The sequence below is a fragment of the Streptomyces sp. NPDC006208 genome, from assembly GCF_040613775.1.
Taxonomy (GTDB): Bacteria; Actinomycetota; Actinomycetes; order Streptomycetales; family Streptomycetaceae; genus Streptomyces.
This window is the reverse complement of sequence record NZ_JBEXSW010000002.1, coordinates 191,201-206,594: the sequence shown is the minus strand read 5'-3', so window position 1 is coordinate 206,594 and position 15,394 is coordinate 191,201. Positions and strand designations below refer to the sequence as shown.

The 15,394-nt window shown below is 70.0% G+C and carries 13 protein-coding genes; 6 read left to right on the top strand and 7 right to left on the bottom strand.

Going from position 1 to position 15,394, the window contains the following annotated elements; all coding sequences use genetic code 11:
- Window positions 1–90: 90 nt before the first annotated feature.
- Window positions 91–1,410, bottom strand: a complete 1,320-nt coding sequence (locus ABZ208_RS02285) for an ROK family protein (RefSeq protein WP_356907670.1) — start codon at window positions 1,408–1,410, stop codon at window positions 91–93.
- Between the two features lie 142 nt (window positions 1,411–1,552).
- Between ABZ208_RS02285 and ABZ208_RS02280 the strand changes: the two genes are divergently transcribed.
- Genes ABZ208_RS02280 through ABZ208_RS02265 form a run of 4 tightly spaced genes read left to right on the top strand, consistent with a single transcriptional unit; the run spans window position 1,553 to window position 6,121 of the window.
- Window positions 1,553–2,863, top strand: coding sequence for a sugar ABC transporter substrate-binding protein (locus tag ABZ208_RS02280; protein WP_356907668.1), 1,311 nt, complete (start codon window positions 1,553–1,555; stop codon window positions 2,861–2,863).
- Between the two features lie 9 nt (window positions 2,864–2,872).
- Entirely contained in the window at window positions 2,873–3,880 is a 1,008-nt protein-coding gene (locus ABZ208_RS02275) for a sugar ABC transporter permease (RefSeq protein ID WP_356907667.1), read from the top strand.
- Window positions 3,873–4,745: a carbohydrate ABC transporter permease gene (locus ABZ208_RS02270; RefSeq protein ID WP_356907666.1), complete on the top strand. Its 873-nt coding sequence runs from the start codon at window positions 3,873–3,875 to the stop codon at window positions 4,743–4,745. The genes ABZ208_RS02275 and ABZ208_RS02270 overlap by 8 nt, the downstream gene beginning before the upstream one ends.
- Before the next feature lie 20 nt (window positions 4,746–4,765).
- Complete coding sequence (locus ABZ208_RS02265; protein WP_356907665.1) at window positions 4,766–6,121, top strand: GH1 family beta-glucosidase; 1,356 nt, start codon at window positions 4,766–4,768, stop codon at window positions 6,119–6,121.
- A gap of 308 nt (window positions 6,122–6,429) precedes the next feature.
- Here the strand turns inward: ABZ208_RS02265 and ABZ208_RS02260 are convergent, their stop codons facing one another.
- Both ABZ208_RS02260 and ABZ208_RS02255 read right to left on the bottom strand, forming a co-directional pair.
- Window positions 6,430–6,783 (bottom strand): VOC family protein, encoded by a 354-nt coding sequence (locus ABZ208_RS02260; protein ID WP_356907749.1) that lies wholly within the window; start codon window positions 6,781–6,783, stop codon window positions 6,430–6,432.
- A gap of 227 nt (window positions 6,784–7,010) precedes the next feature.
- Window positions 7,011–8,027, bottom strand: a complete 1,017-nt coding sequence (locus ABZ208_RS02255) for a helix-turn-helix domain-containing protein (protein WP_356907664.1) — start codon at window positions 8,025–8,027, stop codon at window positions 7,011–7,013.
- Between the two features lie 74 nt (window positions 8,028–8,101).
- Here ABZ208_RS02255 and ABZ208_RS02250 point away from each other — a divergent pair, with 74 nt between their 5' ends.
- Both ABZ208_RS02250 and gndA read left to right on the top strand, forming a co-directional pair.
- Window positions 8,102–8,686 carry a cysteine hydrolase family protein gene (locus ABZ208_RS02250; RefSeq protein ID WP_356907663.1) on the top strand — a complete coding sequence of 195 codons (585 nt, stop codon included), beginning with the start codon at window positions 8,102–8,104 and terminating at the stop codon, window positions 8,684–8,686.
- A 264-nt stretch (window positions 8,687–8,950) separates the two neighbouring features.
- Complete coding sequence (gene gndA / locus ABZ208_RS02245; RefSeq protein WP_356907662.1) at window positions 8,951–10,390, top strand: NADP-dependent phosphogluconate dehydrogenase; 1,440 nt, start codon at window positions 8,951–8,953, stop codon at window positions 10,388–10,390.
- A 384-nt stretch (window positions 10,391–10,774) separates the two neighbouring features.
- Here gndA and ABZ208_RS02240 read toward each other — a convergent pair whose 3' ends face one another.
- The 4 genes from ABZ208_RS02240 to ABZ208_RS02225 form a co-directional block, all read right to left on the bottom strand.
- Window positions 10,775–11,425, bottom strand: a complete 651-nt coding sequence (locus ABZ208_RS02240) for an aspartate/glutamate racemase family protein (RefSeq protein WP_356907661.1) — start codon at window positions 11,423–11,425, stop codon at window positions 10,775–10,777.
- Between the two features lie 91 nt (window positions 11,426–11,516).
- Entirely contained in the window at window positions 11,517–11,933 is a 417-nt protein-coding gene (panD, locus tag ABZ208_RS02235; RefSeq protein ID WP_328393322.1) for an aspartate 1-decarboxylase, read from the bottom strand.
- 742 nt (window positions 11,934–12,675) lie between these two features.
- Window positions 12,676–14,319, bottom strand: a complete 1,644-nt coding sequence (locus tag ABZ208_RS02230; RefSeq protein ID WP_356907660.1) for a trypsin-like serine protease — start codon at window positions 14,317–14,319, stop codon at window positions 12,676–12,678.
- A gap of 116 nt (window positions 14,320–14,435) precedes the next feature.
- Window positions 14,436–14,960 carry a hypothetical protein gene (locus tag ABZ208_RS02225; RefSeq protein ID WP_356907659.1) on the bottom strand — a complete coding sequence of 175 codons (525 nt, stop codon included), beginning with the start codon at window positions 14,958–14,960 and terminating at the stop codon, window positions 14,436–14,438.
- Window positions 14,961–15,394: the final 434 nt, after the last annotated feature.

The following is a 15,394-nucleotide window of genomic DNA, read 5'->3' as shown; positions in this document are numbered from 1 at the left end:
CGGGCCGGCGCCTTCCGCCCGGGGTCCGGGGCGCACGGGCCACGAGTGGACACCCACGCCTGCCGGCCGGGAACCCCTTGCCGCCAGGTCTCAGGCCGGGGCTCCGGAGCTGCGGCGGTGGGCCGGCGCCATGGCGCCCGGCCCGGGTGAGCTCGATGGCTGCGACGTCACCGGCGGGCGGCTGCCGCCGCGTGCGAGGAAGTCGGCGAGCGGCAGGGTGGCGGCGCCGACGGTGACGGCGTCGGGGCCGAGGCGGCCCAGTTCGATGGTGGTGCGCGAGGCCGCGTGGCGCAGCGCGTACTCGCCTGCGTAACGACGTACTTCGGGCAGCAGATGGGGGCCGAGCAGCAGTCCCGCCCAGCCGCCGAGCAGGATGCGTTCGGGACGGAAGAGGTTGATCAGGTCGGCGACTGCGGCGCCGAGGTACTCGGCGGTGTCGTCGAGGAGGGAGAGCGCGACCGGGTCGGGTTCTGCGCCCCCTTCCGGGAAGGCCGCGGCCAGCAAGGCGGCCAGCGCGGTCTCGTCGTCCGCGCCGGCAGGCAGCGGACCGCCCGCCTCCTGCCAGCGTTCGCGCAGCGCTTCGCCTCCCACGTACGCCTCCAGGCAGCCGGCCGATCCGCAGCGGCAGCGCCGCCCCCTGATACGGACGGTGGTGTGGCCCCATTCCAGCGCGCTGCTGCGGGCGTTCTCGTCAGGGGTCGCGGCGTGTACGACGCAGGCGCCGACGCCCGAGCCGATCAGCGCGACGGCGGCCTCACGCGAGCCGCGTCCGCCACCGAACCACATCTCGGCCTGCCCCAGCGTCTTGGCCCCGTTGTCGATGAACAGCGGTACCGCGGCCGGGATGTCGACGGCTTCGCGGAGCAACCGCTCGAACGGCACGGCGCTCCAGCCGATGGTCTGGCCGTGCACGATCGCGCCCTCTGGCGTGTCGTACTCGATGAGTCCGGGCACGCCGATGCCGATGCCGAGCAGACGGGCAGGGTCGGCGTCCGCGTCGCGCAGCACGTCGGCGACGCCGGCGCGGACATGGGCGACGACGCGCTCCACGTCGTAGCCGTGCTGGGCAAGCGGGCGTTCGGTGCGGGCGAGTTCGGTGAGGGAGAGGTCGAAGAGTTCGACACGGACCCGGGTCTCGCCGATGTCGATGCCGATGAGGAGCCCGCTGCCGGGCGCCACGCGCAGCAGGGTGCGCGGCCGGCCACCGTCGGAGTCGACGACTCCGGCCTCCTCGATCACGCCTTCCGTAACAAGCTCGGAGACCACGTTGCTGATGGAACCTGAACTGAGCGAGGTCGCCGGTCCGAGCTCCTGGCGGCTCAACGGGCCGTCGAAATACAACCGTTGCAGAACCCGTGCGCGATTGCCGCGCCGCAGGTCACGCACCGTCCGTCTGTCGCTCTGAGCCATGGGTCTCCTTCCCTTCAGGCAACATACCCCGGTCCCAGGCCTTGACGCGACCTTCCCTCACCTCTTAAATCACGGCGTAAATTAAGTCATGGAGGCCGTTCGGATCCCGAACGCAGCCACCCCCGGAAAGGGGCCACCTCTCATGCGCAGAACAAGAGCCGCAGCAGCCGTCGTCGTCTGTGCCCTCGCCGCCGTCACCGGCTGCGGCGGCGGCACCGCGACCGACGGCGCGGGCAGCAACGAATCGCCCAGGACACTGACCTACTGGGCCTCGAACCAGGGCCCCAGCATCGAGGCCGACAAGAAGATCCTCACCGCCGAGCTGAAGAAGTTCGAGCAGCAGACGGGCATCAAGGTCAAGCTCGAGGTCATCCCCTGGTCCGATCTGCTCAACCGGATCCTGGCCGCCACCACGTCCGGCCAGGGCCCCGATGTCCTGAACATAGGCAACACCTGGTCGGCCTCCCTCCAGGCGACCGGTGCCCTGCTGCCGTGGGACGAGAAGAACTTCGGCGCGATCGGCGGCCGGGAGCGCTTCGTCGACTCGGCGGTCGCCTCGGCCGGCGCAGAGGGCCAGGACCCGGCGGCCGTACCGCTCTACTCGCTCGCCTACGCGCTCTACTACAACAAGAAGATGTTCGCCGACGCGGGCATCGACGGCCCGCCCGCCACCTGGGACGAACTCGTCGCGGACGGCAAGAAGATCTCCAAGGACGGCAAGTGGGCGCTGGGCGCCGAGGGCGGCAACCTCGCCAACAACATCCACCAGGCCTTCGTGCTCGGCAAGCAGCACGGCGCAGACTTCTTCGACACGTCCGGGAAGCCGACCTTCACTTCGGACGGCGCGGTCGCGGCGGTCAAGCAGTACGTCGACTTCATGGCCAAGGACAAGATCGTGGCGCCGGGAAACGCGGAGTACGCGCAGAACCAGTCGCTGAACGACTTCGCCAAGGGCAGGACGGCGATGGTGCTGTGGCAGGCCGCCGCGTCCACCTTCGCCGCACAGGGCATGAAGCCCGAGGACTGGGGCGTCGCCCCGGTGCCCGTGCCGGCCGGTGAGCCGGGCAGCGGCAAGAACACCAACTCGATGGTCGCGGGCATCAACATCGCGGTGTTCAAGAACACCAGGAACATCGACGGCGCGAAGAAGTTCGTGAAGTTCATGACCAGCGACGAGGAGCAGAAGTTCCTCAACAGGAGCTACGGCTCGATCCCGCCCGTCAAGGCCGCCCAGGAGGACCCGGCGTTCTCCGCCCCGGATCTGAAGGTCCTGCGCGACACGCTGGCCACCAGCGCCGCCCCGCTCCCCCAGGTGCCCCAGGAGTCGCAGTTCGAGACTGCCGTCGGGACCGCCGTCAAGGACCTGTGGGCGGACGCCGCCGCGGGGCGCCCGGTGACCACCGAGTCCGTCAGGGCACGCCTGGAAAAGGCCCAGCAGCTGATGCAGAGCTGAGGCCCAGCGATGACCGCCACCATGACACCCGGCCACCTGGACCGGGCGGGCACCGGCGGGAGCACGGGCAAGGGGGATGCGCACCGCCGAGTACCGCGCATCCCCGACCGGATCCGCCGCGGCGGCCTGCCCTATCTTCTGCTCCTGCCGGCCGTCGTGCTCGAACTGCTCGTCCATCTGATCCCGATGGCGATCGGGATCCTGATGAGCTTCCGCCAGTTGACCCAGTTCTACATCCGCAACTGGAGCGCGGCGCCCTGGGCCGGACTGGACAACTACAAGGTCGCCGTCGATGTCGACGCCCCGATCGGCCGGGCACTGCTCGACTCGTTCATCGTCACCTGCGTCTTCACCGTCCTCGCTGTCGGTCTCTCCTGGCTGTTCGGCGTGAGCGCGGCGATCGTGATGCAGGAGAACTTCCGGGGACGAGGCTTTCTGCGGGCCGTATTCCTCACCCCGTACGCCCTGCCGGTGTACGCGGCCGTCATCACCTGGGCCTTCATGTTCCAGCGCGACAACGGCCTGATCAACCACGTGCTGCACGACCAGCTCGGGCTCACCGACGAGCCCTCGTTCTGGCTGATAGGCGACAACAGCTTCATCGCGCTGGTGATCGTGGCGGTCTGGAAGTCCTGGCCGTTCGCGTTCCTCATCGTGATGGCCGGGCTGCAGAACATTCCGCGCGAGCTGTACGAGGCGGCGGCGATCGACGGGGCCGGGGTCTGGCAGCAGATCCGCCGGATCACCCTGCCGTCCCTGCGCCCGGTCAACCAGGTGCTGGTGCTCGTGCTGTTCCTGTGGACCTTCAACGACTTCAACACCCCGTTCGTGCTGTTCGGCAGGTCCGCACCGGAGGCCGCCGACCTGATCTCCGTGCACATCTACCAGTCGTCGTTCGTCACCTGGAACTTCGGCAGCGGCTCGGCCATGTCGGTGCTGCTCCTGCTCTTCCTGCTGCTGGTGACGGCCGGGTACCTGCTACTGACCTCGCGAGGAAGGAAGGCCGCCGATGTCTAGGGCGACAAGGCCGCCCAGGTCCCCGAGCGCGCCGCCACGGTCCTTCCTGTGGACGCGCCGTGTCATCCTCACGTTCCTGACGGCGTTCGCACTGCTGCCGGTCTATGTGATGGTGTCCACCTCGCTCAAACCGCTGCAGGACGTGTCGGGCACGTTCCAGTGGGTCCCGAGCGGGCTCACCCTGCGCCCGTACGTGGACATCTGGGACACCGTGCCGCTGGCCCGGTACTTCGTCAACTCGCTGATCGTGGCAGGCTCGGCGACGGTGCTGTCCGTGGTCATCGCGGTGTTCGCGGCGTATGCGGTCAGCCGCTACCGGTTCCGCGGCAAGCGGGTGTTCACGGTCACGGTCCTGTCCACCCAGATGTTTCCCGGCATCCTCTTCCTCCTCCCGCTGTTCCTGATCTTCGTCAATATCGGGAACAGCACCGGGGTCGCCCTGTACGGATCGCGCGGCGGGCTGATCCTGACCTATCTGACGTTCTCGCTCCCCTTCTCGATCTGGATGCTGATCGGCTACTTCGACTCCATCCCGAAGGATCTGGACGAGGCGGCGATGGTGGACGGCTGCGGGCCGCTGCGCGCGCTTTTCAAGGTCGTCGTGCCCGCCGCGGTGCCCGGCATCGTGGCCGTGTCCGTCTACGCGTTCATGACCGCATGGGGCGAGGTGCTGTTCGCGTCGGTGATGACGAACGACACCACCCGCACGCTCGCCATCGGCCTGCGGGGCTACGCCACCCAGAACGACGTCTACTGGAACCAGGTCATGGCCGCCTCACTGGTCGTCAGCGTGCCCGTCGTCGCCGGGTTCCTGCTTCTCCAGCGCTATCTCGTCGCGGGCCTCACCGCGGGGGCCGTCAAGTGACGCCGAGCGAAAGGCAGTTTGTGAACGACCTCAACGCCCTCCCGTCCGACTTCACCTGGGGCGCGGCCACCGCCGCGTACCAGATCGAGGGAGCCGTCGCCGAGGACGGTCGCTCCCCGTCGATCTGGGACACCTTCTCCCGCACCCCGGGCAAGGTCGCGAACGGCGACACCGGTGACGTGGCCTGCGACCACTACCACCGGTGGCCCGAGGACATCGGACTGATGAAGCGACTCGGCCTGGACGCCTACCGGTTCTCGATCGCCTGGCCGCGGATCGTGCCCGGAGGCGACGGGCCGGTCAACGAGGCCGGACTCGCCTTCTACGACCGGCTGGTGGACGGTCTCCTCGATGCCGGGATCACCCCGTTCGCCACCCTCTACCACTGGGATCTGCCACAGGCCCTGCAGGACCGCGGCGGCTGGACGTCCCGTGAGACGTCCGAGCACTTCGCCGCCTACGCCGCCGCGGTGACCGGGCGTCTCGGCGACCGCGTCAAGGACTGGGCGACCCTCAACGAGCCGCTGTGCTCGGCGTGGATCGGCCATCTGGAGGGCGCGATGGCGCCGGGGCTGACCGACCTCGACGCGGCGGTACGGGCCTCCTACCATCTCCACCTCGGTCACGGTCTCGCCGCGCAGGCGGTCCGGGCGGCGTCGTCCGACGCGCGGATCGGGATCGTCAACAACCTCAGCCCGATCGAGGCGGCGAGCGAACGCGAGGAGGACATCGCGGCGGCGGTCCGCGCGGACGGCCACACCAACCGCTGGTGGCTGGACCCGATCCACGGCCGCGGCTATCCGGAGGACATGCTCGACCTGTACGGGGTCGAGCTGCCGGAGCGCCCCGGCGACCTGGACACGATCGCCGCGCCGCTGGACTGGATCGGGCTGAACTACTACTTCCGCCAGATCGTCGAGGCCGACCCGGCCGGCCGGGCCCCGTACGCCCGGCAGATCGATCCGGCGGGCGCCCGGCACACCGCGATGGGCTGGGAGGTGCACGCGGACGGCCTGGAACAGCTGCTGATGCGGCTGACGGACGAGTACGGTGCCCGGCGCATCCATGTCACCGAGAACGGCTCCGCCTACCCGGACGTCGTGCGCGCCGACGGCACCGTGGACGACCCCGAGCGGGTGCGGTACCTGGAGGAGCACCTGGCCGCGTGCGGCCGCGCGGTCGCCAAGGGCGCGCCGCTCGCCGGGTACTTCGCCTGGTCCCTGATGGACAACTTCGAGTGGGCGTACGGCTACGACAAGAGGTTCGGCCTCGTCCATGTCGACTACGCGACACAGAAGCGGACCATCAAGGGCAGCGGCCACCGGTACGCGGACATCATCCGCGCGGCTTCGCGAAGGGCGCGCAGGGCGGCTTGATCGGGCGTCTGCGCACTCGTGCCCTTACAACCTCCCCCGCGGTCGGGGTCGGGGCATGCCGGCGTGAGGTGGGTCGGACGGTTCAGCAGTCGCAGGGGAAGGCGGGTACGAGTTCGGTGCTGGGGCGGCGGCGTCCGGATTCGCATCGCGCCTCCCGCTGCGGCGCGAGTTCGGTGACACGCTCGCCAAGGTGTTCCCGTGACAGCCCGCGGCAGGCGCGACGGGACATGCCGCGCGGGCCTGACCAAGGTTCACACCTAGGCAACCTGGTGGTCCACCAGCACGTCACCGCCTGCGTGAAGACGCGGTCAGGCCGGCTGCCACAGCTCGACCCGACTGCCCTCAGGATCGGTGACCCAGCCGAATCGACCGACACCCTCCATGTCCTGCGTTCCTTCGGCCACGTCCGCTCCCTTGGCGCGCAGTTGCGCGAGCATCGCATCCAGGTCACGGACCCGGAAGTTGAGCATGGTTTGCTGGGCGCGGGACCCGAAGTAGTCGGTCTCGGACTCGAACGTCGCGAACACCGTCAGCCCGGCTCCCTGACGCCACAGGCCGTTCTCATCGGCGTCCAGGCCCAGGCAATCGCGATACCACGCGCTCAGGGCAGCCGGGTCGGCGGCCCGCATGAAGTATCCACCGATTCCAAGCACACGTTCCATGCCGCCATCTTGCCAGGACGGCAGCCACAGGTACTCGTCAAGTCCGCCGGGTCCGTACAGAACCATGAACGCCTTGTGGTCCGGCGGCAGAGAGACCCCGAGGTGCCGCACATCCCTACGGCATCATCCACTGTCCCCACAGCGCCGCGAGGGGCGACCAGGGACGGCAGCCGCATTCCCGCCGGGCCGTCGGCCCGGATCACGGGAGCAACCGGCGTGGCGAGCCGTCAGGCACTGGGCGGGCGCCGTGTGTTCGGTGCCGGGCCGCGCCGCGCATGGGCGGCGAAGGAGGCACGGTAGGCGCGTGGACTGGTGGTGAGGCGCGAGGCGAAGTGCTGGCGCATCGTGATCTCGCTGCCGAAGCCCGTACGGCGGGCGACCTCGGGCATCGGCAGGTCGGTGTGCTCGAGGAGCTTCTGCGCGGCGGCGATGCGCTGGTCCAGGAGCCAGCGCAGCGGCGTTGTGCCGGTGGCCGCGGCGAAGTGGCGGGCGAAAGAGCGTGCCGACATGCCCGCGTGGGCGGCGAGGTCGGCGACGGCGAGCGGTTCGTGCAGGTGATGGACGGCATATGCGCGTACGGATGCGAGCGCGTCGGCGTCGCGGTCGGTGCGCGGGATGGGGTGCTCGATGAACTGGGCCTGGGTTCCGGTGCGGAAGGGGGCCGTGACCATGGAGCGGGCGATCGCCGCGGCAGCCTCGGCGCCGTGGGCCGTGCGGACCAGGTGAAGGCACAGGTCGATACCGGCGGCCGTGCCGGCGGCGGTCCAGATGTTGCCGTCCTCGATGAAGAGGGCGTCGGGTTCGACGGTGACGCGGGGGTGCTCTGCCCGGAGCAGGTCGACGAGGTTCCAGTGGGTGATGACGCGGCGGCCGTCGAGGAGGCCGGCCTGGGCGAGTGTGAAGGCGCCGCCGCACAGGGCCGCGATGGTGGTGCCGCGTGCGTGCGCCCGGCGCAGGGCGTCGAGTACGGGTTCCGGTGCGGGGGTGAGATGGTCGTCCAGGCCGGGCACCACGATCAGGTCGGCACGGGGCAGCCAGGCGAGGGTGCGGTCGGGGGTGAGGCTGAGACCCCCGCGCATGGGGACGGGCGCGGCGACGGTGGCGACGCGGCGCAGGTCGAATGCGGGGACGCCGCGGTCGGTGCGATCAGTGCCCCAGACCTCGTTGACGACGGAGACGTCGAAGGCCCGGATGCCCGGGAAGCTCACCAGGGCGACACGGTACGGGGCGGGGTCGGTGGCCACCGTGGCAGTAAACCATCGATCGCTGACTTTCGCCCCACTGGGGCCGGGTCGGCCGCGGCGGCAGCATGGTCGGCATGGAGATCGCACTGAACGCAGCACTGGTCGTGGTGGACGTACAGAAGGGCTTCGATGAGCCGGCCTTCTGGGGTCCGCGGAACAATCCGGAGGCCGACGAGAACATCGCCTCGCTCATCGATGCATGGCAGGCCACGGGGCGGCCGGTCGTCTTCGTCCGCCACGACTCGTCGAAGCCGGACTCGCCGCTGCGACCGGGCCACGAGGGGAACGGTCTCAAGGAGTACGTCGAGCAGCGGCGAGGAAAGGGCGCAGCGGCGGAGCTTTTCGTGACCAAGACAGTGAATTCAGCCTTCTACGGGACGCCGGACCTGGACGCGTGGTTCAGGGCCGAGGGCATCTCGCAGTTCGTGGTGGCCGGGATCCAGACCAACATGTGCGCGGAGACCACCGCACGGATGGGTGGAAACCTCGGGTACGAGGTGCTCTTCGCGCTGGACGCGACATACACCTTCGACCTGGAGGGGCCGTTCGGCTGGCGGCGGTCCGCGGACGAACTGGCGCAGGCGTCGGCCGTGTCACTGCACGGCGGAGGCTTCGCGACGGTGGTGACCACCAAGGACGTGGTGGCCGCGGCGGCCTGATCGCGGCCGGCCCCGCACACTCACTCGTCGCGGGGACCGCATCCGCCCCGCCCCGCCCGACCGAGTCCGATCCGTGAGAAGGAGGGGGCCCGCCTCGCGCCCGGGCCGCGCCACCGGGCACGATGCCCAGGTCACCAGGGAATGCGGACACCTCCGCGAGACTTGATGATCGATGAATGGCCGGCTGCGCCCGTACGTATGCGTGGGGGCGGGACCCGGATTTGCGGGACACGGATTTTTCGACGGACTTCCAGGAGCGTAGGCATGAGTGGAACTGCCCAGATCGGCGTCACCGGGCTCGCGGTGATGGGCCGCAATCTCGCACGTAACTTCGCCCGCAACGGCCTCAGGGTCGCCGTGCACAACCGCACGCCGGCCAAGACGCGCGCGCTGATCCAGGAGTTCGGCGACGAGGGCACGTTCGTGGCGGCGGAGTCGCCCGAGGAGTTCGTGGCGGCGCTGGAGCGGCCGCGGCGACTGATGATCATGGTCAAGGCGGGCGAGGCCACGGACGCGGTGATCGAGGAGTTCGCGCCGCTGCTTGAAGAGGGCGACGTCATCATCGACGGCGGCAACGCCCACTTCGCCGACACCCGGCGCCGTGAGAAGCAGCTGCGCGAGCGCGGCATCCACTTCGTCGGGGTCGGCGTCTCCGGCGGCGAGGAGGGTGCGCTCCACGGCCCGAGCATCATGCCGGGCGGCTCGGCCGAGTCGTATTCCTCGCTCGGCCCGCTGCTGGAGAAGATCGCGGCCGAGGCGCCCGACGGCACACCGTGCGTCTCCCATGTCGGCCCCGACGGCGCCGGCCACTTCGTGAAGATGGTGCACAACGGCATCGAGTACGCCGACATGCAGCTGATCGCCGAGGCGTACCACCTGCTGCGCGACGTCGCGGGCTACTCCCCCGAGCAGATCGCCGAGACCTTCCGCGCCTGGAACACCGGCCGGCTCGACTCGTACCTGATCGAGATCACCGCCGAGGTGCTCGCGCACACGGACGCGGCGACCGGGAAGCCGTTCGTCGACATCGTCACCGACCAGGCGGAGCAGAAGGGCACGGGCCGCTGGACCGTGCAGATCGCCCTCGACCTGGGGGTGCCGGTCTCGGGCATCGCCGAGGCGGTGTTCGCCCGTTCGCTGTCGGGCCACGCGGAACTGCGCGAGGCCTCGCGCAACCTGCCCGGTCCGACGGCGCAGCCGCTCGCGGCCGAGGAGGCGGCGCGCTTCGCCGAGCGGGTGGAGCAGGCGCTGTACGCGTCCAAGATCGTGTCGTACACGCAGGGCTTCCACCAGATCCAGGCGGGCAGCGAGGCCTACGACTGGGGTGTCGACGCGGGCGCCGTGGCGGCACTGTGGCGGGCCGGGTGCATCATCAGGGCGGCGTTCCTGGACCGGATCCGCGCCGCGTACGACGCCCAGCCGGACCTGCCGAGCCTGCTGTCCGACAAGCAGTTCGCCGAGGAGATCGGCGCGGCACAGGACGACTGGCGCGAAGTCGTCGCCACGGCCGCCCGGCAGGGCGTCCCGACACCGGGCTTCGCGGCGGCGCTCGCGTACTACGACGCCCTGCGCGCCGAGCGTCTGCCGGCGGCGCTCACGCAGGGACAGCGTGACTTCTTCGGCGCGCACACCTATCGGCGCACCGACCGGGAGGGATCGTTCCACACCCTCTGGGGTGGTGACCGCTCGGAGGTCACGGGCTGATCAACGCGGGCGGCGGACCGGGGCGCACGCGCGGAACGGCGGGCCGATCGGCTTCTCCGATCGGCCCGCCGGGCGGTTCTCCGGGCTGTTCGCCGGACCGGTCAACTCGCCGGTCCGGGCTGCGGTTCCGGGCCGGGCTGCGGTTCCGGCTCGGGGCGGTCGGGGCCCGGCGGGTTCGGGATCGGATCGGGCGCGGGTCCCGGTGGGGGTGGGCCGGGCGGCACCGGGCCGGGCAGCGGTCCCGGGCCGGGTCCCGGCGGCCCCGGCATGGGGCCGGGGGTGGGCGGTACGGGGTCTGGGAACGGATGGGTCATGCCGGACCTCCAGGGTTCGAAGCCGTGCGATCCCACTGTCGCCCCCTCCGGGTGCCCACGCCCGCCGGATTCACGCGTCACCGACGGCGCGGGGCGGTGCCGAAACGGCGCCGGCGGCTGCCCGCAGCCCTGGTCCGGGGCTGGAGAGCACGGGCACGGCCGTGCTCGTGCGGTCTGCCGCGTCCGCCATGGACGCCTGGGCCAGAACGATGACGTCCGCCTCACGCACCGCGTCGACGGCGGCGGCGATCGTATCCAGATACCCCTCCCGGTCCCCGGCCTCGAAGCGCTCCCAGGCGCCTTCGACGAGAAGCGTCCTCAGCTCGATGTCACGCCCCGCGGCCTCCTGCCTGATGAGGTCTGCCGTCGGCCCGAGGGTGCCGGCCAGCGCCGCGGCCACCACGATCCGCCGGTGCCCGGCGGCTCCCGCCGCCATGGGCCGGTCGACCCGAAGGACCGGTACGCCGAGGCCGGGCGCGCATGCCTCGGCGACCGCGCCGATCGTGGAGCAGGTGCACAGGACGGCGTCCGCCCCCTCGGCAACGGCTCCGGCGAGCACGTACGCGACGGCAGGCGCGACCGCCTGGGGCCCGCCGGTCCTGGCGCGGACGAGCAGATCCTCATGGACGAGGTGCAGCATCTCGAGCGAGGGATGGTGCCTGTCGCGCAGGGCGTCGAAGACGGGGACATGCACCGGGGAGGTGTGGAGCAGGGCCAGCATGGTCGCGATGCTAGGGCCTCACAGAGGGTCGCCACCCGGCTCGAGCCCGGCCGGGCCGCCTGTGCGGCGCGGCCGGCGGGCGGTCGGTGGGTCAGACGACGGCGTGCGGACTGCGTGCCGTGTCGGTGCCGGGCACCGGCGCGGACGCGTCCGATCCGAGCTCCACGATCCGGTTGTCCGCGTCCACATGGACGACGCTCGGCACCAGCGCACGGGCCTCGGCGTCGTCGACCTGGGCGTAACTGATGAGAATCACGAGGTCACCCGGGTGCACGAGATGGGCGGCCGCACCATTGATGCCGATGACGCCGGAGCCGCGCTCGCCCTCGATGACGTAGGTCTCCAGGCGGGCGCCGTTGGTGATGTCCACGATGTGCACCAGCTCACCGGGCAGCAGATCCGCGGCGTCCATGAGATCGCGGTCGACAGTGACGGAACCGACGTAGTGGAGGTCGGCCTGTGTCACGGTGGCCCGGTGGATCTTGGACTTGAACATTGTCCGAAACATGAAGAAACTCCCGAAATCTCTGCTCCCTGCCTGCTTCACGCAGGTCAAGGGCGGTCTCGGCACCCTACAACGATTCGCATGTTCGGTCAGCTGCCCCCGGGCCTTTCAGGACTTGCGCTGACCCGTTGCCGACCGTTCTGACGCGCTATCAGATCAGCGTGAGGCTGGCCCACGCCCTCCACCTCCCTGCCGCGTCGACGCCCTGCAAAGAAGGCCTGAGTCGCGTCGACCAGGACAGGTCCACATCCCTCCCGCCGGGCCAGGCACGCTTCCTTGCGATGGAGCGCCCACCTCCGCAGCGCAGTGCCAGGCCGGAACAGGTCGCTCTTGCCCGACGACGCGACGTTCACGATCACACGCCGGATGATCTATCGGCGCGTGCCCCAACTGTCCCACCGGGCCCAAAAGCGGAGCGGAATTGGTGCACCGCCTCGGTGATCCGTGTACCCGAGCAGGTCGTCCTCGACTCCTTCACCCAGACCGAAGCCCGCGACCCGGAGCACCTGCCCGGGGTCAGCCGTTCCAGGTGGTGGCGAAGGAGGCCGTGACGGTTCCAACGACGTCCTCAAGTTCGGCGAAGGGGGTCCTGGTGCCCCGACCCTGGCGTAGGCGAAGGGGCCTACCCGGACCCCGTCACGTGGTGGCCTGCTCACGGCCGGACAGTCCAGCCATGGCCGTGCCCGCCCACCGCCCCCGAAGGGGGACGGGGGCGGGTGGGCGGGTGCGGAGAGCCGGCTCGGTATCAGAGCGTGCCGGCGAGGGCGATGGAGCCGAGCGGGGTGGCGGCGATGCCCTGGATCGTGGGCACGGTGACCGGGTTCGTGAAGATGGCGCCGGCGGTGTTGCGGGAGGTGTGCACAACCCGGTTGTCGCTGGTGGTGAAGGCGATCTCGACGTCGCGGTCGACGCCGGCCGCACCCACGGACTTGACGGTGATGTTGCCGAGGTGGGCCGTCAGCTCCTTGAAGGTGCTCCAGCCGCCGGTGCCGAGGCGGACAGCGTGGTACTGGCGGGTGCCGTTGTCCGTGGCGAGGACGATGTGGGCGGTGCTGCCCATGCCGGCCATGGCCACGGAAGTGATCGGGCCGGTGGCGCCTGCGGCCTGGGCGACGTCGCCCCAGACGGACCAGTGACCGGCGGTGGTGCGCAGGGTGTGGTAGGCCTTGCCGCCGGTGATGGCGATGACCTGGAGCTCGCCCCCGGTGTTGGCGGTGGCGATCGAGGTCACGCCGCTCATGGGGCTGCTCACGGAGGCGACGTCACCGAAGGGGGCCCAAGTACCGTTCGCGCGGCGCACGGTGTGGAAGACCTTGCCGTTGGAGACCGCGACCACCTGCATCTCGCTGCCGGTGGAGACGGCGGACACCTGGGTGACATTGGAGAGCACGCCGGCCTCGGCACCGACGTCTCCGAAGGTGCCCCATGTGCCGTCCGCCTTGCGGATGGTGTGGTAGATGCGGCCGTTGCTGCCGAGCGCCACCACGTGGGTGTCGCCGTTGATCCCGGCGACGGTGGCCGAACGGACACCGCCGATGTTCCCCGCCTTGGACTGGACGTCGGTGAAGCCGGTCCAGGAGCCGTCTTCCAGGCGGATGCCCTGGTAAAGGGAGGTGCCCGCCTGAACGACGGCCTCGGTCTTCCAGCCGGCGGTCAGCGAGCGGACCTCTGCGGACCACACGCTCAGGTTGTCGGCCCGCGCGGAGATGGCCCCGGTGCGGGTCTCGGTGGTGACAGTGCCGAGGCAACCACCCTGCCAGGAGCGGCTGTTGACACCGACGAGCTGACCGGCCGCGTTGAGAAGGGGACCGCCGGTGTCGCCCTTGCAGAGGACGTCGGTGCCCTTGCCGGTGATCGTGATGCTGCCGGTGTCGGACGCATTGGTGGTGAAGGTGCCCGTGTGAAGCTTGTCGGGTACCCACTCGGTCTTCGTACGTCCGAACCCGGCCGCGGTCAGGTCGGTGCCGGCTGCGGGAGCCGCAGGGGCCAGCCTGGTCCACGGGAGACCGGTGGCGGCGGTGGCCAGCCGGGCGAGAACCAGGTCGCGGTCGGTACGGGGCACGAGGTCGACGACCTCGACGGCCCTGCCGTCGGACAGCGTGGCCATGGACTTCAGCGCCGGCTTGCCGGCCGGGACCGACGTACCGGGAGTGCCGGCGAAGCAGCTGGCGGCCGTGACGATCCAGTTCGCGTCGACCAGGGTCGCCGTGCAGGCACGGGAGTTGGCCTCGTCGCCGATGTTCAGCTTCACGATGGACTTGTACTGGCCGGCCGGAGCCTCGGGACCGGCCACCGCAAGAGCGGGGGCGGCCGAGATCAGACCTGCGGCGACCGCGGTGGCGGAGAGCAGACCGGTTGTCCGCGCCGGGCGCAGACGGGGTGCGAGCATGGTTCTTCCTTCGGTGAACAGGTGCGTGGAGAAGCGGTCGAGTACTGACCGGAGACGCGTCCGGCCGCCGTTCAAGTCGGTGGTCCTGGCTGACCCCTGCCAGTGCCGTACAGGCGTTACCTGGAGGTCCGGATCTCCATGAGCATGAACTCGCGGCCCTGCTCGTCGGCGCTCTCGCCCACCGCGGTCCAGGAGTTCTTGTTCACGTCCCACGTCTTCTCCTCCTCGCCGACCTTCATGTCGACCTGAGCGGAGTAGTCGTTGCCCTTGACGGCAAAGACCGAGGGGATCTCCAGGGTCAGGTAGCCGGTGGTCCCGGTGACCCGGAAGCAGATCTTCTCCTCCGCGCGGGACCAGACCTCCAGGAGGTCGGTCGCGCTCGCGCAGTCGGCGAGAAGGATGTGGCCGTCACCGCGCTTGAGGGTGATGTTCTGCTCGGCGAGGATCTTGTCGGCGTTCGGGTAGCCGAAGTCCTCGATGGCGTAGCCCGGGCCTTCCTCGGCGATGGACTTCATCGCGGCGGCGTCCGTGGCGGTCCCGCCCCCAGTGGCACCGTTGGCGCCCGTGATCGCCAGCCATGCAAAGGCGCCGGCGGCCGTGGCCGCGGCCACCGTGCGGACGAGCTTCTTGCGTGCCTTCATCCCTACCCCAGTCTTCAGTCCGGTTCACTGCCCGGAAAGCCATACGGATGCGAAGGCTCATGTCCAACCAACAAGAGGTGCACCAAAGACGGGTGTTCTCTCCTTGGAAGCCCCCAACTTCCTCCGGGATCTTAACCGCACACCTGGAGCGGAAATCAAGTCCAGAGAAACGAACATGACAGCCGGTCAGTCAATTCCCCCGCATTGACGGCGACGCGAGGACGTCCGTTCACCGAGCGCCGTACGGGTGGGCTCAAGCGCAGCGAAGGATTCCGGCGGGCCTCTGGGCAAGTGACTTGACTCACACAGGACGGAGGTGCTGACCAGGGAGTATGTGCCCACTCAGGGGAGTTGTGCCCGATTTGGGTGCCCCAACCTGCGCCCGGGTGAAGCCCCGTCAGACCAGATCGCATAAACGGAAGTTGATTGTCCAT